This is a genomic window from Thiocapsa rosea, assembly GCF_003634315.1.
Classification (GTDB): domain Bacteria; phylum Pseudomonadota; class Gammaproteobacteria; order Chromatiales; family Chromatiaceae; genus Thiocapsa; species Thiocapsa rosea.
In genome coordinates, this window is sequence record NZ_RBXL01000001.1 from 4,911,299 (window position 1) to 4,934,080 (window position 22,782).

The following is a 22,782-nucleotide window of genomic DNA, read 5'->3' on the forward strand; positions in this document are numbered from 1 at the left end:
GCGCGACGATCTCGCAACTCACGCGTCCATCCCCTCGCGCCAAGACTGATCGTCCCGGTCAAACAAGCGGTTGGCCTCGGGCGGACCGCAGGACCCGGCCGGATAGGTCTGGATGAAGTCACGCTCTGTGGACCACAGCTTCAGCACCGGATCGACCACCCGCCAAGCCCAATCGACCTCGTCGAAGCGCAGAAAATGGGTATGGTCGCCCTCGATCACGTCCAGGATGAGCGCCTCGTAGGCGTCGATCTGCTCGGAGGGGATGGTGCACCGGCTCGCGTCCAACCGCTCGGTCTGGGTGCGCATCTCGAGTCCGGGTTGCTTGACCTGGATCTCCATGCGGATGCACTCGTTGGGCTGGATATTGAGCAGCAGCCAGTTGGGCTTGAGCTGTTCGATGGCCGTATAGCGGAACAACTGCTGCGGCGGATGCTTGAACCGGATGGCGATCAGGGAGTTGCTGCGGGCAAGCCGCTTACCCGTGCGCAGATAAAAGGGTACGTTGCGCCAGCGCCAGTTGTCGATGTAGAGCTTCAGCGAGGCATAGGTCTCGGTGGTGCTGTTGTGTCCGACGCCGGGCTCGTCGCGATAGCCCGCAACCTTGCTTCCGCCGGAAGCGCCTGGTCCGTATTGTGCGCGAAAGGCTTGGGCATGCACCGCCTCGCGCGGGATCGGGCGGATGGAGCGCAGGACCTTGACCTTCTCGTCGCGCAGCGCCTCGGCATCCAGACAGGGCGGCGGCTCCATCGCCACCAGGGTCAGCATCTGCAGGAGATGACTCTGGATCATGTCGCGCATGGCGCCCACACCGTCGTAGAAGCCGGCACGCTCCCCGATTCCGGCTGACTCGGCGTGCGAGATCTGGACGTGATCGATGTAGTTGCGATTCCAAAGGGGCTCGAGCATCAGATTGGCGAAGCGGAACACCAAGATGTTCTGAACCGTGCTCTTGCCCAGATAGTGATCGATGCGAAAGATCTGCGACTCGCCGAAACAACGCTGGATGCGGCGATCGAGGATGGCCGCGCTCTCGAGGTCGAAACCGAAGGGTTTCTCGACCACCAGGCGCGACCAACGTCCGTCCTCGGCGTTCAGGCCCTGAGCGGCCAGGTTGTCGACGATACCGCCGTAATGCTTCGGCGCCACCGCCAGATAGGTCATGAGGTTGGCCGGGAAGTCCGTCTCCCCGCGCAGTCGTTCGGACAGGCGCACGTAACCGGCGGACTCCTCCAGGTCGCCTTCGACGAAGCGCATCCGACCGAGAAGACGCTCCAAGACAGGCGCGTGGGTGGCGCCGGGCAGGCGTTCGGCGAGCCTCGCCCGGACCTCCTCGCGCCAGTCCTCGTCCGACCAGGGGCGTCGGCCGAATCCGATGATCCGAGTCTCGGGATGGAGACGTTCCGCCGCCTCGATGTGATAGAGCGCCGGGAGCAGCTTGATGCTCACCAGGTTACCCGTCGAGCCGAAGATCAGGATGGTGCAGGGATCCAGCATGGACTTGGTGCCTCGGTCGCGGACAAATGTGATAACGTGAGCCCTGTCATACTGTTGCCAAGCCAGGCGTGCCGCGCCGGCAACCGCTTCGCTCGAAATTAGGGACCCTCCATGGAGCCATCGCTTCTTCTATCCCCGGACATTACCGCGCCGGAGCGGCCGCTGCATATCCTCGTGGCGAGCAGCGAGGCTCATCCGCTGATCAAAACCGGCGGGCTCGCCGATGTCGCCGCCAGCCTGCCGGCGGCATTGCGCGACCTGGGTCACGACGCGCGGCTGATCCTCCCGGCCTATCCTCGCGCGGCACGCCAGTTGCGCGAGACCAAGATCCTCTGCGAGATGAAGATCCCGACGAGCCGCACCCAGGTGCGCATCCTCGAGGGCAAGCATCCGGATCACGACCTGCCGATCTATCTGGTCGACGCACCCGAGCACTTCTGTCGCGAAGGCAACCCCTATACCGACCTCAGCGGACGCGATTGGGGCGACAACGCCGAGCGCTTCCTGCTGTTCTGTCGGGTCATCGCCCTGATCGCCCGTGGGCTTCCGGCAGTCGGCTGGCAACCGGATGTGCTGCACGGGAACGACTGGCAAACCGGGCTGGCTCCGGCGCTCTTTCAGGATCTGCCCAGACCTCCCGCAAGCGTGTTTACGATCCATAATCTCGCCTACCAGGGTCTGTTCGATCGTGCGACCTTCGACCGCCTCGGCCTGCCGCCTGCGCTCTGGAGTGTCTCGGGCTTGGAGTTCCATCAGAGGATGTCCTTCATCAAGGGCGGGATCATCTTCTCCGACCGGGTCAACACCGTCAGCCCATGCTATGCCATGGAGGTGCGCACGGCACGGTTTGGATTTGGCCTCGACGGACTGCTGCGCCAGATCGGCAGCCGCTTCAGCGGCATCCTCAACGGGGTGGATTATCGGGTCTGGGACCCGCTGACAGATCCTTTCATCCTCCAATGCTATGACCCGGAGACCTTCGGACTCAAGGCGGAGAACAAGCTCGACATCCAACGCGAGGTCGGACTGCCGCGCAACGAGGACGCCTTACTGCTGGGCTATATCGGACGCCTCGTCGAGCAGAAGGGTGTGGACCTGATCCTTGCCATGCTCCCGCGGCTTCTCGAAGACCCGCGCATCCAAGTCGTCTTCCAGGGCACCGGAGACCGCGGCACGGAACAGGCGCTTTTGGCCATCGCGGCCCTGTATCCGCGTCAGGTGGGCGTTTTCATCGAGTACGAGGAGGCGCGGGCGCATCGTATCGAGGCCGGCTCGGACGCCTTCTTGATGCCGTCGCGCTTCGAGCCTTGCGGGCTCAACCAGATCTACAGCCTGCGGTACGGGACTCCGCCCATCGCCCACCGCACCGGCGGGCTGGCCGACACCGTGGTCCACGCGACCCCGGCCACGCTCGCCGACGGCACCGCGACCGGCTTTCTGTTCGAGGAACCACGTGCCGACGCCCTGCTCGACGCCGTCCGACAGGCGCTGCAGCTGTATCGCGACGACCCGCAGACGTGGCAGAGGCTCGCAACGACGGGGATGCAGCAGGACTTCAGTTGGGAGGCAAGCGCACGCGGCTATGTGCGGCTTTATGCCGAGGCGATCGCCGAGCGGGCGATCACGGCGGAGACGGATCAGGCGAGCGGCCAGGCGAGTGCCGCGGTGGCGTAACCGCCCGGTCGGGCGGAGTCCAGTGGGGAGTCTATGGGTTGGCGTCTGCGGATCGCGTGTGCGGACAGCTGCCCGGTGCCGGCGTCGTTGGCGGGGCGCCCCTTCGCGCGGGGTTAGGCCACCTGAGCCGGGATGAAATCCCCGGTGCGGGTCACACGGTTGTGCTCGTTGAGATAGACGAGCGCCGGCTTGTGGGCATCGGCCTCGGCCTCCGTCATGGCGGCGTAGGCGCAGATGATCACGCGATCGCCCGGCGCGGCCTTGTGCGCTGCGGCCCCATTGACCGAGATCACACGCGAGCCGGGCTCGGCACGGATGGCGTAGGTCGTGAACCGCTCGCCGTTGGTGACGTTGTAGATCTGAATCTGCTCGTACTCGCGAATGCCTGCGAGGGTCAACAGCTCCTCGTCGATGGCACAGGAGCCTTCGTAATCGACTTCCGCATGGGTCACGCGCGCCCGATGCAATTTGCACTTCAACAAGGTCAGATGCATGTCTTGAATCCTCCGAAAGGCCGGGATGGCCGCGTCTTCGTGCCCTGAACGAAGCGCTCTCGATCTAAGAATCGGCGTAGTTTACCGCAGCGTTTGTTGCAGCGCAGCATTCGCGTCGGGCTGCACCCTGAGATTGTCGATCAGACGCGCTTGGCCAAGATAGGCGGCGGCGAGGATCACCAGATCTCGGTCGGCCTGCGTGGCCGGGCGCAGGTCGTGCGTCGCGCGGACTCGGACATAGTCTGGGGCTAAACCGGCCTCGCGCAAAGCGTCCTCGGCCTCGCGCTCAACCGACGCGGCAGCAGTCCCTGCCAGCAAGGATTGCCGAGCCGCCGTCAACACCCGCCGCAGTGCCGGGGCGCGCGCCCGCTCCGACGGGGAAAGGTAGCCGTTGCGCGAGCTCATGGCGAGACCGTCGGGCTCGCGTACCGTCGGCACGCCGACGATCTCCACCGGCATGGCCAGATCCTCGACCATCCGCCGGATCACCAAGAGCTGCTGAAAATCCTTCTCGCCGAACAGTGCGACATCGGGCTGTACCATATTGAAGAGCTTGCACACCACGGTCGCCACGCCGCGAAAATGTCCGGGGCGGCTCTCGCCGCAGAGGACATCGGAGAGCCCCGGCACCTCCACGCGCGTCTGCGCCTCGCTGCCGCGCGGGTAGACGGTCGCAACATTCGGGGCAAACACGAGGTCGCAACCCGCCGCCTCGAGCAGCTCCCGATCGCGTGCCAAGGTCCGCGGATAGGCGTCCAAATCCTCGGCAGGACCGAACTGCATGGGGTTGACGAAGATGCTTGCGACCACGCGCGGCGCGCGCGCGCGGGCCTCCGCGATCAAGGTCAGATGCCCGGCATGTAGATTGCCCATGGTCGGGACGAAGGCGACGCGCTCGCCCGCCCCACGCCAGGCCCTGACCTGCTCACGGAGGTCTTCCAGCGTTTCGATTGTTTTCATTGCCCTTTTCCGCTACCGCGGCCAACAGTGCCTGTTCGGCTTGAATTCGGCATCGCTCCGGCGTCAATACGGTGTCTCGTCACGACCGGGGAACTCATGCGCCTTGACCGCTCGGACATAGGCCGCGACGGCATCCCCGATCGAACCCTGCCCGGTCATGAAATTTCGACTGAAGCTCGGCGGACGACCCGGATTGAGCCCCAGCATGTCGTAGAGCACGAGCACCTGGCCATCGCATCCTGCCCCGGCGCCGATCCCGATGACCGGAATGGCCAGGGTCAAGGCGATCTCGGAGGCCAAAGCCGCAGGAACGCACTCCAAGACCAAGAGGCTCGCACCGGCCTCCTGCATGGTGATGGCATCGTGCCGGATCGCCTCCGCCGAGGCATGGTCCCGGCCCTGGAAACGATACCCGCCGATGCGGTGCACAGACTGCGGCAGAAGTCCCAAATGGGCGCACACGGGGACACCTTGCTCGGTGAGGCGCCGGACCGTTTCCAGCATCGGCGCCCCGCCCTCGAGCTTGACGACCTCCGCCCCGCCCTCCTGCATCAGCCGCCCGGCCGCGTCGATCGCGCGCTCGGGCGTCGCGTAGGCGAGAAAGGGCAGATCCACGACAAGCAGTGCCCGCCCCCGTCCGCGCGAGACACAGGCCGCGTGATAGACCATCTGCTCGAGGGTGACCGGCACGGTCGTGCGGTGCCCCTGAAGGACCATCCCGAGAGAATCCCCGACCAGCATCAGATCGACACCTGCCGTCTCGAGCAGGCGTGCGAAGCTGGCGTCGTAACAGGTAAGAGAAGCGATACGCTCGCCCTTCGCCTTCATACCGGCGAGGGTGGCGACCGAGATCGGCGCGAGAGACATGGTTGACTCCGAGGGTCAGGCTCGATATGAGCGAGGATAGTGGCCGAGATCGAGCAACGCTACCCCGCGCTCGATCAGGTCTAGGTTGGCGAATCAGCCACCGCTGTCCACAACGCCCGTCGCCCCCGTCCCCGGACCTGCGCCATCTCCCGTCTTGCGCCGCCGCGGACGACGCCGCCGCCGTTTGGCACCCCCTTCGGTCATGGTCGCGCGCTCCTGCCCGCTCGCCTCTTGGAAGCGCGTCCACCAGGCCGCCAGCTCCGGGTCCGCCTCGCCGGCCTCCGCTCGCAGGACTAGGAAGTCATACGCAGCCCGGAACCGCGGATGCGTCACCAGGCGCTGCGGACGCTTGCCGTCACGCTGCTCGAGGCGAGGCTGCATCGACCAGATCTCGCGCATCGGCAGCGAGAATCGCTTCGGGATCGCAACGAGGGATTGCTGCTGCGAACAGATCTCGCTCGCCGCCAGGAACATCGCCTCGTTGGCGGCCTCCCCGCCGGCCAGATACTCCTCGAAACGTCGGCGGACCGGCTCCCAGAGAAGCACGCCGAACAGGAAGGCCGGCGTGACGGACTTGTCCTCGTGCAGTCGCTTGTCGGTATTGGCCAAACCGCGACTGACGAAGGTGAGCGGAAACCCATGGTCTTCCCGCGCCAAGCAGTCCTCGGTTGCCGGGAACAACTCCCCGAAGAGCCCGTACTGGCGCAGCTTCTCGAAGACGCCGAGGCCATACCCCGAATGAAAGAGCTTGATCAGCTCGTCGAAGAGTCGCGCCGGGGCGATGTCGGCAAGCAGATGGGCGAGCTCGAACAACGGCTGCTCGGTCTGCTGTTCGATCGTAAACCCCAGCTTGCAGGCAAAGCGCACCGCCCGGAGCATCCGCACCGGATCCTCGCGATAGCGCTGCTCCGGATCCCCGATCAGACGCAGCCGACCGGCCTTGATGTCCTCGAGCCCGTCGGCGTAATCGATGAGCGAAAAATCGGCGATGTTGTAATAGAGTGCATTGACCGTGAAATCCCGGCGCAAGGCGTCCTCGGCAATGGTGCCGTAGGTGTTGTCTCGGAGGATCCGACCGTTCTCCATCTGCCGGTCGTTTTCGTCGCCCTCCGAGGTCGTGGTCCCTCGGAAGGTCGCCACCTCGATGATTTCACGCCCGAAATGGACATGGGCCAGGCGAAAACGCCGCCCGATCAGACGACAGTTGCGAAAGACCTGCCGGACCTCTTCGGGCGTCGCATCGGTCGCCACGTCGAAATCCTTCGGCTCGTGGCCGAGCAAAAGGTCACGCACGCCGCCGCCGACCAAATGGGCTTGGAAATTCTCTTGTTTTAGACGGTAGAGCACCTTGAGTGCGTTCTCGCTGATGTTCGCGCGCGAGATCCCGTGCTCGGGCCGAGGCACGATCAAAGGGGTCGCCGCGATCGCGTCCGAGCTCGTGTTTTGGAAAGGTTCCTGCATCACCTTTTCGGAGGAATTCCTGATCGCTGAGGGCCGCACCCACAAAGGCGACACCCGGTGCCGAGCACGACGGGGCGCGGGAATGCGGCCGTTGGTAAGAGCCGTTGGTAAGAGAAAGGTCACAGCCGGCTTGTAGAGCGCCGTGATGCGCGTATAATACGCGTTTCCACGCCGCAGTACCTGCTCCCTTCGTCTAGCGGTTAGGACGCTGGCCTCTCACGCCGGTAACAGGGGTTCGAACCCCCTAGGGAGCGCCAATCGCAAGCCAATGATCTAAAAGCCCATTCTGACTCGATCATGGCGCCCGCCTCGGGTGCAAAAGCATCTTTACCGTATTTCTGCACGGTCCTCGTCACGCTCGCGCCGATGGCAGTCGCCCGTCGACTCGTCGAACGCTGGCGGGGGAAGTGCATCCGGTCAGGCTCGGCTCTTCCATCCCGGACGACGGGACCGGCTGCAGGCTCCCGGAGAGCGACAGCCTTCCGCTCGAACATCCGCGAGCCGCCACCTTCGGCGTGCAATGCCGGGCCGTTCCGGCATTGCAGAACCGCCGACGCCGGCCAACTACATCGGAAACCCACCCGGAGGCATGCCGCCCGGCGGGAAGCCCCCGCCCGGCGGAAAACCGCCGGGCATGCGCCCCTGCATGGAGCGCATCATCTTGGCCATGCCGCCACCCTTCATCTTCTTGAACACCTTCTGCATCTGAGCGAACTGCTTGAGCAGCCGGTTCACGTCCTGCACCTCGGTGCCTGATCCCGCAGCAATGCGACGCTTTCGCGAACCCTTGATCACGGCCGGAAAACGGCGCTCCTGCGGCGTCATCGAGTTGATGATGGCGATCAGCTTGCCCATCTCCTTGTCGCTGGCCTTGTTCTTGACATGCTCGGGGATCTGCCCCATGCCCGGGAGCTTGTCCATGAGGCTCATCATGCCGCCCATGTTCGCCATCTGATCGAGCTGCTCCTTGAAATCGGCGAGGTCGAACTCCTTGCCCTTCTTGAGCTTTTTGACCAGCTTCTCGGCCTTGTCCTTGTCGACCTTGGACTGGACCTCCTCGACCAAGGACACCACGTCGCCCATCCCCAAGATGCGCGAGGCAACACGATCCGGATAAAAGGGCTCGAGTGCCGTGGTCTTCTCGCCGGTGCCGAGGAACTTGATCGGCTTGCCGGTGATGTGGCGGATCGAGAGGGCCGCACCGCCGCGGGCATCGCCGTCGGTCTTGGTGAGCACCACGCCGGTGAGCGGCAGTGCCTCGTCGAAGGCCTTTGCCGTATTGGCTGCATCCTGACCCGTCATGGCATCCACGACGAAGAGGGTCTCGATCGGCTTCAACGCAGCATGGACCGCCTTGATCTCGTCCATCATGGCCGAGTCGACATGCAGCCGGCCGGCGGTGTCGACGATCAGGACATCCTTGAAGTGCTTGCGCGCCGCATCGAGTGCGCGCTTGGCGATATCGATCGGGTTTTGATCGGGCGTGCTCGGATAGAATTCGGCTCCGACCTCGGTCGCGACCGTCTTCAACTGCTCGATGGCGGCGGGGCGGTAGACGTCGCAGCTCACGACCATCACCGTCTTACCCTGCTTCTCCTGCAGCCAGCGCGCGAGCTTGGCAACACTGGTCGTCTTGCCCGAGCCCTGCAGGCCCGCCATCAGCACCACGGCCGGCGGCTGGGCGGTCAGATCCAATTGCTCGTTGGCCTGCCCCATCAGCTTGACCAGCTCGTCGTTGACGATCTTGATCATCACCTGACCCGGCGTCAGACTCCGGGTCACGGTCTCGCCGAGCGCCTTCTCGCGCACATCCTCGACGAACTGTCGCACCACCGGGAGTGCAACGTCGGCCTCCAGGAGCGCCATGCGCACCTGACGGACGGTTTCCTTGATGTTCTCTTCGGTCAGTCGACCCTGACCGCGCAGATTGTTCAGGACATCGCCGAAACGATCCTGGAGATTCTCAAACATAGGATGGACCTCGATCCTCGTCGGGCCACGATGCCCGCACGGATATTCGATCTGAATTAGGCCGGCGTCGGCCCGGCCTGTCGCGAAAGTTCCGAGTATAATGCCCGCCACCGGCAGGCGATACGACAAGGCCCCGTCTCGACGACGTCAGGTTTGCGCTAGCCCCGTGGGCGACCCCACTTCAACCGCGTCCAGAGCGAGATGCTGACTTTCGAGTGAGTTCGACGTTTGGTGCATCCACAACATTTAGCGGGGACGCGGTTTAACATGCTATTTTTAATAGTTTAAACCGCGCCGGCTCCAACGGTCGTCAAGTCTGCCGGGGCCGATCCCATCCGAAAACAACGCATACCGCGCCGGGCGCGGTTTAGGCCGATCGGTTTCCATCTATGACCCATACCCTCATCGCCATCGTCGCCATCCTCTGCTACTCGGCTGCCGCCGCTTTGATCGGCATACGCTTGTTCCGCAAGACCGATGGCTGGACACCGCAGCGCCCGCTGATGCTCGGGCTGATGTTCGTCGGCCTGATGCTGCACAGCTGGCTGCTCTGGGACAGCATCTTCAGCCACGCCGGCCTGAATCTCGGGTTCTACAACGCGCTGGCGCTGACCACCTGGACCATCATCACACTGCTGCTGGTGTCGAGCTTGACCAAACCGGTCGAGAATCTCGGTCTGCTGCTGCTGCCGGCCGCAGCACTGAGCCTGGCGTTGGAGGCGTCGTTCGCCGATGTCGACTTCATGCGCCCGACTGCGGATTGGCCCCTGAAGATCCATGTCCTGCTCTCGATGCTCGCCTACAGCCTCCTGACCCTCGCCGCGGTGCAGGCGGTTCTGCTGGCCGTGCAGGACAGCCATCTGCGCAGCCGCCATCCGGGCGGTTTCGTGCGAACCCTGCCACCCCTTCAGACGATGGAAAGCCTGCTCTTCGAGATGATCACGGCGGGATTCGTGCTGCTCACGCTGGCCCTGCTGAGCGGTTTCGCCTTCCTCGAAAACATGCTGGCACAGCACCTGGTGCATAAGACGGTGCTTTCGGTCCTCGCGTGGCTGATGTTCGGCGGACTTCTGATCGGACGCTTCCGCAAGGGCTGGCGCGGCCGCACCGCCATCGGCTGGACGCTCGGGGGATTCGTCGTCCTGATCCTGGCCTACTTCGGCAGCAAGGCCGTCCTGGAGTTGGTGCTGCAACGCGCCGGTTAGGAACGGTTCAGAAACAATCGAAACACGTCGGATGGGTAGAGCGAAGCGAAACCCCTCAACGCGGTGGTTTGGAGGATGGGTTTCGCCGACGCTCTACCCATCCTACGCATTCCACAAGGTGCTCACCTTGTTTCCGAATCCTCACTTAGGCCGCAAGGCACGATAGCGCATCAGATCCTCGGGACGATCCAGATCCCACAGAACCGGAAGCTCCGGACATCGCCACCCCAGCGATGCGATGCGTCGCCGTGTGATCGCGGCGACGCGCTCCCCGCCCCACGGCATATCCGTGAACAACTCCGGCGCCGAGGCATTGAGCCCGAGCAACACGTAGCCGCCGTCCTCGGCCGGACCCAGAACCGCGTCGGATTCCGCAAGGGCCGCCAACGCCGAGGCGCAGTAGGCGGCATCGAGTTCCGGGATATCCGCACCGACCAGCAGCACCGTCTCTGCACGACCCAGCGCATCCTCCGCCGCCCTGCTCAGGCGCTCTCCGAGGTCATCGCCCCGCTGCGTGCGCAGCGCAACGCCGACCGATTCGGCGAGGGCTCGAAAGAGTGAATGCTCGGGGTCGGGGGAGCACCAGAGCTCCACCGGGGCGAGTCGAGCGTCCGAGAGCCTCCGAACCAGGCGCTCGAGAAGATCGCACGCAAGCTCGGCAGCGCCCGCAGGCCCCAGCGTCGGAATCAGGCGGGTCTTCACCAGCCCCGGGATCGGCGCCTTGGCGAAGATCAGGATTCGGGCATTCGGATAGCGCACCGACCCGCCCTCGATCCGACCCGGACCGCTCACCTCAGGCCAAGGCCCCGCCGCAGCTACTGCCCTGCCCCGCCGTACAACCATAGCAGTGCTCGGCGGTGCGGATGCGCGAACCCTCGAGCACATCGTGACCGAGGGAGGAGATATGGAGCCGCCGCGCGTCCCGCTCGAGCGCTAAACCAAGCATCTGATTGAAGTCGCAATCAAAGACAAAGCCCTGCCAATCCACGCTGATCAGATCGCGACACATGACGGCGTCGAGATTCTCCGCGCGATAGGCGCCCTTCAGAAGGGTCATATAGTCGGCGAACTGTCCGGTCGACTGGAGCAGACTGCCGAAGCGCTTGATCGGCATGTTCGTGATCGTCAACAACCGACTGAAGACGATGCCGTAACGCTCGCCGAGAGCGGCCCGGTAATCGGCCTCCAAAGCGCATTGTGCGGGCGGCAAGGTCGGACCCTGCGGGTTGTACACCAGGTCCAGCTCGAGACCGCTGCCCTCGACGCCGTAGCCCAGCCGATTGAGCTGCCGCAGACCTGCAATACTGGCCGCAAACACGCCGCTGCCGCGTTGAGTGTCGACGTTCTCCTCCAAATAACAGGGCAAGGACGCGATAATGCGAACGCCCTGCTCCGCCAAGAAAGCACCGAGATCCTCATGGCCCGGCTCCGAGAGGATCGTCAGGTTGCAGCGATCGATCACCTCCGCGCCACGACGACGCCCCTCGCGCGCCAGACGACGAAACTCCGGGTGCATCTCGGGCGCGCCACCGGTGATATCGAGCGTGCGCACCGGCTGCCGATCCAGGAATGCAAGCACCGCCTCGACCGTCTCCTCGCTCATCGACTCGGAGCGCTTAGGCCCCGCATCGACGTGACAGTGAATACAGCTCTGATTACAGCGATAGCCCAGATTGATCTGAAGGGTCTGTAGGCGACGCCGGTCGATCGCGGGAAAGTCGGACGGGAAGAGCAACGGCAGGGAATCCAGCATGCGCACTCCGGGGTGATCGTGGGGAAGGTTTGCAGGACTTGTTTCGAGACGCTGCCACGGTGCACAATGCGCCGTCGGCAACGCTTAGCCCCTGAACAGAGTCGGGGCAGATCTTCGCCGAAACAATCAGACACACGGGGCCGTAGCTCAGCTGGGAGAGCGCCGCGTTCGCAATGCGGAGGTCAGGGGTTCGATCCCCCTCGGCTCCACCACCGACACGAAAGCCAGGCTCCGGCCTGGCTTTTTTTTGCCTTTATCGCCACCGCCGACAGACCTTTTACACGGCTCACCGGCCAGAGCCCGCGCACCGTCGACAAGAGGATCACCGCTCCGACCGAGCTGGGTCTGGTGCGAGGCATGAAGCGCGAGCGCATACACGAAGACACCGCCTACCTGGAACTGCAGCACAGGGAAGACGCGCAATGACGAATCCGGAACGCCACCGATGCCCCTGACCCTGCCCCAACTGGAGCGCCACCTGTTCAAGGCCGCCGACATCCTGCGCGGCAAGATGGACGCCTCCGAGTTCAAGGAATACATCTTCGGGATGCTGTTCCTCAAACGCTGCTCCGACGTGTTCGAGCAGCGCCGGGAGGAGGTGATCGCCGAGCGGATGGACGCCGGCGAATCGCGGGCGCAGGCCGAGACGTCGGCGGAGTTGGATCGCTGGTACACGAGTGCCTTCTGGGTGCCGCGCCACTCGCGATACGACTACCTGTTGAACGAGGCGCATCACAACGTCGGCGATTCCCTGAACAAGGCCCTGACGGGGATCGAGACAGCCAATACCAAGCTCTATGATGTGCTGGAACACATCGACTTCACCCGTAAGGTCGGTCAGAGCAAGATCCCCGACATCAAGCTGCGCCAGTTGATCACCCACTTCGGCATCCACCGCCTGCGCAACGAAGATTTCGAGTTCCCCGACCTGCTCGGCGCCGCCTACGAATACCTGATCGGCGAATTCGCCGATTCCGCCGGCAAGAAGGGCGGCGAGTTCTACACCCCGCGCTCGGTGGTGCGGATGATGGTGCGGCTGATCAAGCCGCGGCTGTGCCACGACATCTACGACCCCTGCTGCGGCTCCGGCGGCATGCTGATCGCCTCCAAAGAGTACATCGACGAGCAAGGCGAAGAAGGACGCAAGGCCAACCTGTTCGGGCAGGAGTTCAACGGCACGGTGTGGTCCATCGCCAAGATGAACATGCTGCTGCACGGCATCAGCACGGCCGACCTGCAGAACGACGACACCCTGGCCGACCCGCAGCACGTCGAAGACGGGGAACTGAAGCACTTCGACCGGGTGCTCACCAATCCGCCGTTCTCCATCAACTGGGGCAATACCGAGAAGAACGCCGACGGCACGCCCGCCTGGGCGCCGAAGTTCCCCGAGCGCTTCCGCTACGGCCAGGTGCCGCTCGGCGCCAAGAAGGCGGATCTCATGTTCCTCCAGCATATGCTGGCCGTCACCCGCGACGGCGGCATGGTCGCCACCGTCATGCCGCACGGCGTGCTGTTCCGGGGCGGCGAGGAGAAGACCATCCGCGCCGGCATCATCGACGACGATCTGCTCGAAGCCGTGATCGGCGTCGCCCCAAATCTCTTCTACGGCACCGGTATCCCCGCCTGCATCCTGGTGCTGCGCCAGCGGGTACAAAACGGGGCAAATCGCGTCAGCGGCAAGCCTGCCGAGCGGCGGGGCAAGGTTCTGTTCATCAATGCCGACCGTGAGTTCTTCGAGGGTCGGGCGCAGAACCATCTGCTGCCCGAGCACATCGAGAAGATCGTGACCACCTTCGACGACTTCCGCGCCATCGACGGATTCTCGGCCATCGTCGACAACGCCACGCTCAAGGCCAACCAGTACAACCTGAACATCCGCCGCTACGCCGACAACGCCCCGCCGCCTGAGCCGCACGACGTGCGCGCCCATCTGGTGGGCGGCGTGCCCAAGGCCGAGGTGGCGGCCAAGGCAGTGCTGTTCAGCGCGCATGGTCTGGACCCGCTGGCGCTGTTCGTCGAGCGCGATGCCAAGTATCTGGACTTCCGGCCTGAGCTGAGCAAGCGCCGGGACATCAAGCCCGCCATCGAAGCCAACCCCGGCCTGGTCGCCAAGGAGGCCGCCATCCGCGCCGCCTTCGAGGACTGGTGGCAGCAACACAGCGCGCGCATCACCGCCCTGGCCGGGCAGATGGACAACACCGCCAGCCTCGTCGCCCTGCGCCACGACCTGCTGGCCAGCTTCAGCGAATCGCTCGAAGCCATCGGCCTGCTCGACCCCTTCCAGGTCCGCGGCATCGTCGCCGGCTTCTGGTACCAGACCAAGTACGACTTTCTCACCCTGATGGCTCGCGGCTCCAAGGGCGTGGCCGACGCCTGGCGCACCAGCATCGTGACCGCGCTGGAGGACAAGGCCAGCAAGGAAAGCCCCCTGGAGCATAAGCTCGTGAAGTTCCTGATGAGCGATTTCGTCGAGTCCATCACCGAGTTGGAGGCGAAGAAGGCCGAGCTGGACGGCCTGATCAAGGCCGCCGCGCCGCCGAGCAACGAAGAACCCGACGGGGCGGTGGACGCCGCGGCGGATGTCGACACCGGCGATGACAATCCGATCGACGAGGCGCAGATCCAGGCATGGAAGAAAGAGCTCGCCGTCGTCAAGAAACAGCTCAAGACCAAAAAGGACACCTTCGCCGCTCACATCAACAGGGCCGTCGATGGACTGACCGCCGAGGCCGCCGCCGACCTTCTGCTGACCATCCTGCACGACGACATGCGCGCCATCGTCGAGCGCTACATCGCCGCGCAGCGAAAAGACATCGTCGCCGCGTTCGAGACCTGGTGGGATAAGTACAGCGTGACGCTGACGGAGATCGAGGGCAAGCGTGATGCCGCGGCGCAGGCGTTGCGGGAGTACCTCCAAACCCTCGGATATGTGTAAGAGACGATCTGCAGGCCGTGGCGTCCGAAGTGTCCGGTCGATAGACTTGGCGTCGGAGAATTGACCCATCGACAGGCCGATATCATGGAAACACTGACCGTCTCCCCCAAGTTCCAGATCGTTATCCCAAAAACCATTCGCGACGATCTGCACCTGACCGCCGGGCAAAAAGTTCAGGCTATCGCCTACGATGACCGCATCGAACTGATCCCCGTGCGCCCATTGCCCGCCATGCGTGGTTTCCTCAAAGGGATCGAGACCGACGTACCCCGTGACGAAGACCGGGCATGAACGTTGTCGATTCATCGGGGTGGCTCGAATACTTCGCCGATGGTCCCAACGCGGGATTTTTCGCCGAGCCCATCGAGGCGGTGGCCGATCTGATCGTGCCCGTCATCAGCCTCTACGAGGTTTTCAAGCGGATTCTCCAGCAACGCGACGAGGGGGCCGCGCTCCAAGCAGTGGCGCTCATGCGACAAGGCCGGGTTGTTGACCTATCCGAGGCGCTTGCCTTGTCGGCTGCCCGACTCAGCGTCAAGCACCGGCTGCCCATGGCCGACAGCCTGATGCTCGCCACCGCTCGCCGTTTCGAGGCGACACTTTGGACCCAGGACGCGGATTTCGACGGCATCCCGGGGGTTCGGTTTCGGGCCAAGACCCAAGGTGAGACATGAACACGACTCCCGATCATGACGGCATGCCCGTTGAAATCGACTTCTCCGGCGGTACTCGCGGTACGTTCTTTCACCCTGGCGCACAGGTACGACTGCCGATCCATCTGGAAGCCGAGGTTCAGAGCACGCTCGCAGCTATCGCCAATGCAAAGGGCATAGAACTGTCCGTGTTGGTTAACGATCTGCTCAGGAAGGATATTGAACTGATTCAGATGGCGCGTTGAGCTCATCGCAACGGCGAGGCAATACCTATGAACTGCTGCATCTGCAAGCAGGGGATCCTGACGGACGGCCACACCACCATGACCTTGGAGTGCGATGGCGTCGTGCTGGCCTTCAAGCAGGTGCCTGCGCACGTCTGCGAGACCTGCGGCGAGGCCGATATGGATGAAGCCGTGACCCGCGATCTGCTTGCCTTGGCCGAGCGAGCCGTGGCGGCGGGGGTCGAAGTGGATGTGCGTCATTATGTCGCCGCATAAAAACAGTGGAGCGTCGTTCGAAAGCCGGTGGAACGAGCACCGCGAGACATCGACCGAGATCCAGGGCAAGCAGGATGCGGCGGCGCAGGCATTGCGGGGGGTTAAAGGGGTTGGGGTATGCCTGATTTGGGTTCGCTACTGACCCTTGAGTACGGCGAAGCAATGCCTGCAGAGGCGCGCTCCGGTCATGGTTTTCCGGTCTTTGGATCGAATGGTGAGGTCGGCCGCCACGGCAAGTTCTTGGTGGCAGAACCAGGAATCATCGTTGGGCGCAAAGGCAGTGTTGGAAAAGTCACTTGGTCAGATGAATCGTTCTGGCCGATCGACACGACTTACTGGGTGAAATGCGCGTCAGAGGATCGGCGATGGATTTACTGGGTGTTGACGGCTCTCCCGGAATTCAGGGAAAGCGCTAAAATATTTAAAAACATGACGTTGTAGTCATTTTGACCGAACACGTTGGTTGAAAATATCGCTGGACGCACCCCGTCCAAGCCATTTTTAAGCGGTTGTTTTTCATTGATCAGCGCGCGAAAACCCGATAACCGCACAGATCGAGGTACACCCTCTGGTAGAGCCGGCGCAGGTTGCTCAAGCCATAGCACCGCCGTTTTAATACTTTGATCTTGTTGTTGAGACCTTCGACGAAACCGCTCGTGTGTCGTTCGGTAAAATAATTGGTGATCTCGTCCCAATGACGGCGCAACGTTTTCAGGAAGGATTGAAAACACGTCATCTCGGCGTTCTTGACCCGTCGCATCCAGCCACTGAGTTTGCGCTTGGCCTGACCTTTGGACAGGGGCATGTCGTAGACCTCGGTGAGGGCTTGGCTGAGGGCATGAGCTTGCGCGAGTTGCGGGGAATAGGCGAACAACCGGGCGCGGATCCGCCGTTCCTCGGCGCTCAAGTCGGATTCGCGCTTGCGCAGGATCCAATGGACGTTCTTGAGCCCGCCGTACTCGGTTTTCGACAGGTCGCGCTTGAGCCGGCGCAGTTCTGTCTTGCGCAACGTCTCCACGGCGTCGCGATACAAACGCGCGACATGGAAGCGATCGGCGCAGATGGCGACGTGCGTGCCGAAGACGGCCTTGGCCGCACCGATGAAGCCGCTGTACAGGTCGGTGCACACGACGCGAACGGTGCGCCGCAAGGATTTTGGGATCGTGCGCAAAAACGCCTCGACGGTCGCGCGCTTACGGTCCTTGAGCACGGCGAGGATGCTCAGGGTGTCCTCGACCCTGGCGCTGACGATCACCACGAAATTGCCGTGGCCTTTGGTCAAGGCGATCTCGTCGAGCCCGAGCACGGGCAGCGCCGTGAGCGTCGTCCAGTCGATCTGGCTCGGGACGCACCGATCGAGAATACCGTCGAGGTGCTCCGGGGTGACGGCCTCCTTGTGCGCGACGTCTTCCAGGGTGCTGTTGATCAGGGCGCGCATCAGGCTGTGTTCGAACGCACGGGTGAAGCCGCTGCGCGGGTCGTACCAGTCCACCCGTTGGGTGGTGGTGGGATGATCCCGGCAATCGGGGCAGCGATACCGTTTGGGACGAATGAGAATTTCGGTGCGATGCTCGAAGATCGACAGATGGCGCAACCGCCGTTCTTCACCGAGTCCATGCGGCTCGGTGATGCGTCGGCCGCAGCTCCGGCACTGCGTGCCCTCCTCGGTGCTGTGCACATGAATTTCCAGCACAGCGGCGTCCGTGATCTCGACGCGGTCGATGGCGATCTGCGGCAGTCCGAGCAGGCGCAGGAGTTGGCTCTGGTCAATCATCGGTTTTCCATTGAGTTAAAAGCGTTCGAATGGAAGTTTACCAAGATTGGCTGCGTAGAACACTGATTTTACTAAACTTGGCGTTCCCTGAGATCCGGGAGAGCCGTGTTGACCTGGCTGCCGTTGGCTCGACTCGATAGCTCAACGGGCGTTCCCGGCCTTAATCGAAATGACGTCTACGCGCTGACGGTTAATCGCCCGAGAGCGGGCGAGAGGCACAAGATCGCACAAGTCCTCAACACCCTCGACACCGCCATCCATGATACCGAAGCGATCATCGCCAAGCTCAAGGCCGTCAAGCAGGGCCTGCTGCACGACCTGCTGACACGCGGCATCGACGCCAACGGCGAACTGCGCCCGCCCCAGGCTGAGGCGCCGCATCTCTACAAGGCTTCGCCGCTGGGGTGGATTCCAAACGACTGGGAAGCCAGCGGGCTTGCTGCCGTAGCCCCAAGAGATCGTTCTGTGATCCGAACCGGCCCCTTCGGATCGTCACTCAAAGGGGAGCATTGGCGAGAAAGCGGCAGGCCCGTCGTCACCATAGGATCATTGGGTGATGCAGCGTTTATCGCTTCAGAACTCCTGTTTGTCGATGACTCAACCGCTGCCCGCTTGGCCGAATTCGCGTTGATCCCTGGCGACATTGTCTTTTCAAGAGTTGCTGACGTCGGAAGGTCGGTCGTCGTTTTAGAGAGCGAGCGTGGTTGGATCATGTCCTCAAACCTCATGCGAATCTCCTGCGAATCGGCGAAGGCACAACCGCACTTTCTTCAGATGCTTCTGTCGAGTTCGGTCATGGTCCGGAAACAGTTGAGAACCACGGTGAACTCAGCCGGCAGGGATGTAGCCAACAGCGCAGTACTGATGGGTCTGTGCTTCCCATGGCCGTCGCCGACCGAGCAAGACCAGATCCTGAGCAAGGCGCGGGCGGTGAGCGATCGTTTGGTGTACGAGGAGAAGGATCTCAAGAAACTGCTCGACTCCAAGATCGGCCTCATGGACGACCTCCTCACCGGCCGCGTCCGCGTCACACCCCTGCTGGAGGCGGCGCCATGATCACGGAAGACTGGATCAAGCAGTGCGCGACCACCGACCACGACCGCTATTCCCGCCACGCCGATCGGGAACGCCAGAACGATGACCTCACACTCGCCGAGATCGAACAGGCGCTGGTCTCCGGCCGCATCCTCGAGCAGTATCCGGACACGGGCCGCCCATGCCGCCGAAGTTCAAGAATCCCTACGAGCGAGCTTAGAGCCATGAGTCAGCATTGCGCCTTCTGCGGCCACAAGCATCTGACCGCCAAGACCACGCGTTACATCCATCAGCAGGCCGACGAGCTGCTCATCGTCGATGATGTCCCCTGCCTGGCGTGCGACTACTGCGGGGAGCAGTATTTCGATGCTGCCGTGTTGAAGGCGATCGAGGCGGAGCACTCGGCGATTGTCCGGCACTGCAAGACGCCGCAAGCCGTCAAGCCGGTGGCAGTGGAATCCTTCAATGCACTGTCGGGTTGACCGACACTGCACCATTGGTGCAAGCGCCGCTTGCACAACACGTCCAACAGCCTGTTGGGCATCCCGAAGTCCGAGGATGAAGCGCATGACGACGCGCCATGTGGGGGAGGTCCGTTGATGGACTGGGAGCGCGAAGACGTCGAAAAGCCCTTCGTCGCCCAGTTGCAGGGGCTGGGTTGGACCCACGTCGAAGGCAGTTTGGACGACCCGGCCGTCACTGGCCGCACAAACTTCGCCGACGTCATCCAAGAGGAGGTGCTGCGCGAGCAACTGCGCGCCATCAACCCCGGCCCCGATGGCCAGCCCTGGCTGGACGACGCACGTCTGTCCGAAGCGGTGGCCGCGATCACCCGTCTAGGCACGCACAAGCTGATGGAGGCCAACCAGAAGGCCACCGAGCTGTTGATCAAGGGCCTGACGGTCGAGGGCCTTCCGGGCTGGGACGGCGGGCGCGGCCAGACGATCCGCTACATCGATTGGGATACGCCCGCCAACAACCGTTTCACGGTTGTCAACCAGTACCGCGTGGGCTGCCCGCCCGGCTACACCGGCGGCAAGGCGTTCATCGTGCCGGATCTGGTGCTGCTGGTGAACGGTATCCCGCTGGTGGTGGTGGAGTGCAAGAGCCCGTCGATCCCGGAGCCGCTGGCCGAGGCGGTCGACCAACTGCGCCGCTACAGCAACCAGCGCAAGGCCACCTTCGAGGTGGACGACAACGAGGGCGTTGAGGCGCTGTTTGCCACCAATCAGCTCCTGGTGGCCACCTGCAACGACGCCGCGCGGGTGGGCTGCATCGGCGCGGCCTTCGCGCATTTTGCGCAGTGGAAGACCCTGGTGGGACCCGATGGCAGCGGGTCGGAAACCGAGGCGGCGCAGGGGCTGGGCAAGTCCAGCCTTTCGGAGCAGGAACGCCTGATCGCCGGACTGCTTGCACCCGCGCACCTGCTGGATGTGGTGAGGCACTTTCTGCTGTTCCTGCAAGTGGGCGGTCAGACCATCAAGTCGGTGTGCCGCTACCAGCAGTACCGCGCGGTGAACCGCGCCATCGCCCGGCTCAAGACCGGCCAGACCCGGCTGCAGCACGGCGAGAGTGATCAGCGAGGCGGCATCATCTGGCACACCCAGGGCTCGGGCAAGAGCCTGACCATGGTGTTCCTCGTGCGCAAGATGCGCGCAGACCCCCAACTGCGGCGCTTCAAGGTCATCGTCGTCACCGACCGCAAAGATCTGCAGAGACAGTTGTCGGTCACCGCCACGCTCACCGGCGAGACGGTGGAGGTGGCCGACAGCACCTCGGGCATCAAGGCGTTGGCCCGCCGGAAAGGGCCGGGGCTGATCTTCGCCACCATCCAGAAGTACCGCGACACCGACACGGCAGGCGACGCGCCGCTGACGGCCGAGGACCTGCCCAAGATCCGTGAGCCGAAGGGGTACTACAGGTCCGGTGAGACCTTCGAGGTCCTGAACGAGGACGAGAGCATCCTGGTCTTGGTGGACGAGGCACACCGCACCCAGGCGGGCGACCTGCGCGCCAATCTACTGGCCGGGCTGCCCAATTGTGCAAGGATCGGTTTCACCGGCACGCCCATCATCATGGGCGAGAAGAAGCGCACCCATGAGATCTTCGGCGAGTTCATCGACCGCTACACGATCCAGGAAGCCGTCGCCGACGGCGCCACGGTGCCGGTGCTCTATGAAGGCCGGACGGCCAACGGCGCGATCAAGGACGGTGCCAGCCTGGATGAGCTGTTCGAGGATCTGTTCCGCCAGCACACGCCGCATGAGCTGGAGGCAATCAAGCAGAAGTACGCCACCAAGGGCCACATCTTCGACGCACCGGCGCTGATCGCCGACAAGGCGCGCGACATCATCCGCCACTACGTCACCAACATCCTGCCCAACGGCTACAAGGCGCAGGTGGTGGCCTACAGCCGGCTGGCCGCGATCCGCTATTTTGAAGCCCTGCAGCAGGCCCGCGACGAGTTGCTGGCCGAAGCCCGGGCACTGCGCCCAGAAGACAAGGCGCTGGACGACGACGCATTGTGCCGGCGCCCGCCGCAGGTGCAGGCCGTCGTTCAAGCCTGGCGCTATCGCGACACGTTGGCCCGCATCGCGTTTGCGCCAATCATCTCAGGCAGCAACAACGACGATCCGGCCTGGAAGGTCTGGACCGACGGCACGGCGCATGAGCAACTGATCAAACGCTTCAAGAAGCCGCTGTTGCCGGATTCCAAAGGGTCCAACCCGGAAAAGACCGATCCGCTCGCCTTCTTGGTGGTGAAGTCGATGCTGCTCACCGGCTTCGACGCACCCATCGAGGGCGTGATGTACCTGGACCGGCCGATTCGCGAGGCGGAGCTGCTGCAGGCCATCGCCCGCGTGAATCGCACCGGCTTCGGCAAACGCTGCGGCATCGTGGTGGACTACTACGGTGTGGCGCAGCACCTGAAGGAGGCGCTTGCCGCCTACGCCGACGACGACGTGGAAGGCGCGCTGGCGAGCCTGAAGGACGAGGTGCCGGTGCTGCGCGACCGACATCTGCGCGTGGTGGACCTGTTCCGCCGACGGGGCATCGAATCGCTGGACGATACGGAGGCCTGCGTCGAGCTGCTCGCCGGCGAGCGGTTGCGCGCCGAGCTTGCGGTGAAGCTCAAGGCGTTTCTGGCGTCGATGGACACGGTGCTGCCGCGCCCCGAGGGGCTGCCGTACTCAGGTGACGCGAAGCGGCTGGCCTACATCTACGCGCGGGCGCGCAACCGTTACAAGGACACTCCGGTTCTCGGCAAGGACGTCGGCGCCAAGGTGCGCAAGCTGATCGACGACCATGTGATCTCGCTGGGCATCGACCCCAGGATTCCGCCGATCCAGCTGACCGATGTCGAGTTCGACATGCAAGTCGCGCATATGGCCGGCGATCGGGCCAAGGCTTCCGAGATGGAGCACGCGATCCGCTCGCATATCCGCAAGCATCTGGACGAGGACCCGGTGCTGTACCGCAAGCTCTCCGAGCGGCTGAACGACATCCTCGAGAGCTTGGGCGAGCAGTGGAAGGAGGTCATCGACCAACTGCGGACGATCATCGACGAGCTGCGCAGCGGCAAGGCGGGCACCGCCGATGCGCCCGGCGACCTGCCCGAGCACTGCGCGCCTTTCCTGCGCACGGTGCTGGACGTGGTGTGTGCCGGGCAAACGCCGCCGCCTGCCGAGCTGCTGCGTCTGAAGGATGTGACGGTCGAGCTGGTGGACCTGCTGGTTCAGGAGTTGCAGAGCAACCGCAACATCTGGAGCCCATACAAGCGCGCGGCCCAGGACGAGCTGAATGGCCGGTTGTTCAATCTGCTGATGCTTCTGCGCCCGCCGCTGGTGGATGCGGCTAAGGCCGGCGCGCTGGCCGACAGGCTGATGGAGCAGGCCCGCGCCAATCACGAGAAGCTGGTGCAGGCATGAGCAACGCGCGTCGGGCCACCCGAGGCCGTTGCTCGCCTCCGCTGAAGGCTGCCGCACGGCGGCGAGGGGATCGA

The 22,782-nt window shown here is 63.6% G+C and carries 20 protein-coding genes and 2 tRNA genes; 13 read left to right on the forward strand and 9 right to left on the reverse strand.

All coding sequences use genetic code 11. The annotated features are described in order from the left end of the window. Positions 1–18: 18 nt before the first annotated feature. Entirely contained in the window at positions 19–1,494 is a 1,476-nt protein-coding gene (zwf, locus tag BDD21_RS21830; RefSeq protein WP_120798965.1) for a glucose-6-phosphate dehydrogenase, read from the reverse strand. A 111-nt stretch (positions 1,495–1,605) separates the two neighbouring features. Here zwf and glgA point away from each other — a divergent pair, with 111 nt between their 5' ends. Further along, positions 1,606–3,168 (forward strand): glycogen synthase GlgA, encoded by a 1,563-nt coding sequence (glgA, locus tag BDD21_RS21835; RefSeq protein WP_120798966.1) that lies wholly within the window; start codon positions 1,606–1,608, stop codon positions 3,166–3,168. A gap of 113 nt (positions 3,169–3,281) precedes the next feature. Here the strand turns inward: glgA and panD are convergent, their stop codons facing one another. The 4 genes from panD to pcnB all read right to left on the reverse strand — a co-directional run bounded on the left by panD (position 3,282) and on the right by pcnB (position 6,950). Then, positions 3,282–3,662, reverse strand: a complete 381-nt coding sequence (panD, locus tag BDD21_RS21840; protein ID WP_120798967.1) for an aspartate 1-decarboxylase — start codon at positions 3,660–3,662, stop codon at positions 3,282–3,284. A gap of 81 nt (positions 3,663–3,743) precedes the next feature. Next, complete coding sequence (gene panC / locus BDD21_RS21845; RefSeq protein WP_120798968.1) at positions 3,744–4,622, reverse strand: pantoate--beta-alanine ligase; 879 nt, start codon at positions 4,620–4,622, stop codon at positions 3,744–3,746. A gap of 63 nt (positions 4,623–4,685) precedes the next feature. Further along, positions 4,686–5,489 (reverse strand): 3-methyl-2-oxobutanoate hydroxymethyltransferase, encoded by an 804-nt coding sequence (panB, locus tag BDD21_RS21850; protein ID WP_120798969.1) that lies wholly within the window; start codon positions 5,487–5,489, stop codon positions 4,686–4,688. 93 nt (positions 5,490–5,582) lie between these two features. Next, the gene (pcnB, locus tag BDD21_RS21855) at positions 5,583–6,950 is read right to left on the reverse strand and encodes a polynucleotide adenylyltransferase PcnB (RefSeq protein ID WP_211335122.1); all 1,368 of its coding nucleotides are present in this window, start codon (positions 6,948–6,950) and stop codon (positions 5,583–5,585) included. A 182-nt stretch (positions 6,951–7,132) separates the two neighbouring features. Between pcnB and BDD21_RS21860 the strand changes: the two genes are divergently transcribed. Next, positions 7,133–7,207, forward strand: a tRNA-Glu gene (locus BDD21_RS21860). A 307-nt stretch (positions 7,208–7,514) separates the two neighbouring features. Here the strand turns inward: BDD21_RS21860 and ffh are convergent. Beyond that, the gene (ffh, locus tag BDD21_RS21865) at positions 7,515–8,921 is read right to left on the reverse strand and encodes a signal recognition particle protein (RefSeq protein ID WP_120798970.1); all 1,407 of its coding nucleotides are present in this window, start codon (positions 8,919–8,921) and stop codon (positions 7,515–7,517) included. 389 nt (positions 8,922–9,310) lie between these two features. Here ffh and BDD21_RS21870 point away from each other — a divergent pair, with 389 nt between their 5' ends. Further along, positions 9,311–10,126 carry a cytochrome C assembly family protein gene (locus BDD21_RS21870; RefSeq protein WP_120798971.1) on the forward strand — a complete coding sequence of 272 codons (816 nt, stop codon included), beginning with the start codon at positions 9,311–9,313 and terminating at the stop codon, positions 10,124–10,126. Between the two features lie 141 nt (positions 10,127–10,267). Here the strand turns inward: BDD21_RS21870 and BDD21_RS21875 are convergent, their stop codons facing one another. Together BDD21_RS21875 and arsS are read right to left on the reverse strand one after the other, a co-directional pair. Next, a complete protein-coding gene (locus BDD21_RS21875) occupies positions 10,268–10,918 on the reverse strand; it encodes a TIGR04282 family arsenosugar biosynthesis glycosyltransferase (protein WP_245969742.1) in 651 nt (216 codons plus the stop codon). Between the two features lies 1 nt (position 10,919). Continuing rightward, positions 10,920–11,879 carry an arsenosugar biosynthesis radical SAM (seleno)protein ArsS gene (arsS, locus tag BDD21_RS21880; protein ID WP_120798972.1) on the reverse strand — a complete coding sequence of 320 codons (960 nt, stop codon included), beginning with the start codon at positions 11,877–11,879 and terminating at the stop codon, positions 10,920–10,922. A 136-nt stretch (positions 11,880–12,015) separates the two neighbouring features. Here arsS and BDD21_RS21885 point away from each other — a divergent pair. The 7 genes from BDD21_RS21885 to BDD21_RS27580 all read left to right on the forward strand — a co-directional run bounded on the left by BDD21_RS21885 (position 12,016) and on the right by BDD21_RS27580 (position 16,411). Continuing rightward, positions 12,016–12,091 (forward strand) — tRNA-Ala (locus BDD21_RS21885). 233 nt (positions 12,092–12,324) lie between these two features. Continuing rightward, positions 12,325–14,817 (forward strand): type I restriction-modification system subunit M, encoded by a 2,493-nt coding sequence (locus BDD21_RS21890; RefSeq protein WP_120798973.1) that lies wholly within the window; start codon positions 12,325–12,327, stop codon positions 14,815–14,817. Between the two features lie 84 nt (positions 14,818–14,901). After that, positions 14,902–15,108 carry an AbrB/MazE/SpoVT family DNA-binding domain-containing protein gene (locus tag BDD21_RS21895; RefSeq protein WP_120800065.1) on the forward strand — a complete coding sequence of 69 codons (207 nt, stop codon included), beginning with the start codon at positions 14,902–14,904 and terminating at the stop codon, positions 15,106–15,108. Then, positions 15,105–15,491, forward strand: coding sequence for a type II toxin-antitoxin system VapC family toxin (locus BDD21_RS21900; protein ID WP_120798974.1), 387 nt, complete (start codon positions 15,105–15,107; stop codon positions 15,489–15,491). The genes BDD21_RS21895 and BDD21_RS21900 overlap by 4 nt, the downstream gene beginning before the upstream one ends. Then, complete coding sequence (locus BDD21_RS21905) at positions 15,488–15,715, forward strand: hypothetical protein (protein WP_211335123.1); 228 nt, start codon at positions 15,488–15,490, stop codon at positions 15,713–15,715. The genes BDD21_RS21900 and BDD21_RS21905 overlap by 4 nt, the downstream gene beginning before the upstream one ends. A 27-nt stretch (positions 15,716–15,742) precedes the next feature. Further along, the gene (locus BDD21_RS21910) at positions 15,743–15,970 is read left to right on the forward strand and encodes a YgiT-type zinc finger protein (protein ID WP_120798976.1); all 228 of its coding nucleotides are present in this window, start codon (positions 15,743–15,745) and stop codon (positions 15,968–15,970) included. Positions 15,971–16,087: 117 nt separating this feature from the next. After that, a complete protein-coding gene (locus BDD21_RS27580) occupies positions 16,088–16,411 on the forward strand; it encodes a restriction endonuclease subunit S domain-containing protein (RefSeq protein ID WP_147431183.1) in 324 nt (107 codons plus the stop codon). Positions 16,412–16,493: 82 nt separating this feature from the next. Here the strand turns inward: BDD21_RS27580 and BDD21_RS21915 are convergent, their stop codons facing one another. Then, a complete protein-coding gene (locus BDD21_RS21915) occupies positions 16,494–17,744 on the reverse strand; it encodes an ISL3 family transposase (RefSeq protein WP_120798496.1) in 1,251 nt (416 codons plus the stop codon). A gap of 108 nt (positions 17,745–17,852) precedes the next feature. On the opposite strand from BDD21_RS21915, the gene BDD21_RS21920 reads away from it, so the two are divergent. The 3 genes from BDD21_RS21920 to BDD21_RS21930 all read left to right on the forward strand — a co-directional run bounded on the left by BDD21_RS21920 (position 17,853) and on the right by BDD21_RS21930 (position 22,708). Further along, positions 17,853–18,800 (forward strand): restriction endonuclease subunit S domain-containing protein, encoded by a 948-nt coding sequence (locus BDD21_RS21920; RefSeq protein ID WP_120798977.1) that lies wholly within the window; start codon positions 17,853–17,855, stop codon positions 18,798–18,800. After that, positions 18,797–19,261 (forward strand): YgiT-type zinc finger protein, encoded by a 465-nt coding sequence (locus BDD21_RS21925; RefSeq protein ID WP_120798978.1) that lies wholly within the window; start codon positions 18,797–18,799, stop codon positions 19,259–19,261. The genes BDD21_RS21920 and BDD21_RS21925 overlap by 4 nt, the downstream gene beginning before the upstream one ends. Before the next feature lie 117 nt (positions 19,262–19,378). Beyond that, positions 19,379–22,708, forward strand: a complete 3,330-nt coding sequence (locus BDD21_RS21930; protein ID WP_120798979.1) for a type I restriction endonuclease subunit R — start codon at positions 19,379–19,381, stop codon at positions 22,706–22,708. Positions 22,709–22,782: the final 74 nt, after the last annotated feature.

What these genes read in the sequence shown, in the direction of transcription:
- zwf (WP_120798965.1), bottom strand. Translation starts at nt 1,494, where the DNA reads ATGCTGGATCCCTGCACCATCCTGATCTTCGGCTCGACGGGTAACCTG.
- glgA (WP_120798966.1), top strand. Translation starts at nt 1,606, where the DNA reads ATGGAGCCATCGCTTCTTCTATCCCCGGACATTACCGCGCCGGAGCGG.
- panD (WP_120798967.1), bottom strand. Translation starts at nt 3,662, where the DNA reads ATGCATCTGACCTTGTTGAAGTGCAAATTGCATCGGGCGCGCGTGACC.
- panC (WP_120798968.1), bottom strand. Translation starts at nt 4,622, where the DNA reads ATGAAAACAATCGAAACGCTGGAAGACCTCCGTGAGCAGGTCAGGGCC.
- panB (WP_120798969.1), bottom strand. Translation starts at nt 5,489, where the DNA reads ATGTCTCTCGCGCCGATCTCGGTCGCCACCCTCGCCGGTATGAAGGCG.
- pcnB (WP_211335122.1), bottom strand. Translation starts at nt 6,950, where the DNA reads ATGCAGGAACCTTTCCAAAACACGAGCTCGGACGCGATCGCGGCGACC.
- ffh (WP_120798970.1), bottom strand. Translation starts at nt 8,921, where the DNA reads ATGTTTGAGAATCTCCAGGATCGTTTCGGCGATGTCCTGAACAATCTG.
- BDD21_RS21870 (WP_120798971.1), top strand. Translation starts at nt 9,311, where the DNA reads ATGACCCATACCCTCATCGCCATCGTCGCCATCCTCTGCTACTCGGCT.
- arsS (WP_120798972.1), bottom strand. Translation starts at nt 11,879, where the DNA reads ATGCTGGATTCCCTGCCGTTGCTCTTCCCGTCCGACTTTCCCGCGATC.
- BDD21_RS21890 (WP_120798973.1), top strand. Translation starts at nt 12,325, where the DNA reads ATGCCCCTGACCCTGCCCCAACTGGAGCGCCACCTGTTCAAGGCCGCC.
- BDD21_RS21895 (WP_120800065.1), top strand. Translation starts at nt 14,902, where the DNA reads ATGGAAACACTGACCGTCTCCCCCAAGTTCCAGATCGTTATCCCAAAA.
- BDD21_RS21900 (WP_120798974.1), top strand. Translation starts at nt 15,105, where the DNA reads ATGAACGTTGTCGATTCATCGGGGTGGCTCGAATACTTCGCCGATGGT.
- BDD21_RS21905 (WP_211335123.1), top strand. Translation starts at nt 15,488, where the DNA reads ATGAACACGACTCCCGATCATGACGGCATGCCCGTTGAAATCGACTTC.
- BDD21_RS21910 (WP_120798976.1), top strand. Translation starts at nt 15,743, where the DNA reads ATGAACTGCTGCATCTGCAAGCAGGGGATCCTGACGGACGGCCACACC.
- BDD21_RS27580 (WP_147431183.1), top strand. Translation starts at nt 16,088, where the DNA reads ATGCCTGATTTGGGTTCGCTACTGACCCTTGAGTACGGCGAAGCAATG.
- BDD21_RS21915 (WP_120798496.1), bottom strand. Translation starts at nt 17,744, where the DNA reads ATGATTGACCAGAGCCAACTCCTGCGCCTGCTCGGACTGCCGCAGATC.
- BDD21_RS21925 (WP_120798978.1), top strand. Translation starts at nt 18,797, where the DNA reads ATGATCACGGAAGACTGGATCAAGCAGTGCGCGACCACCGACCACGAC.
- BDD21_RS21930 (WP_120798979.1), top strand. Translation starts at nt 19,379, where the DNA reads ATGGACTGGGAGCGCGAAGACGTCGAAAAGCCCTTCGTCGCCCAGTTG.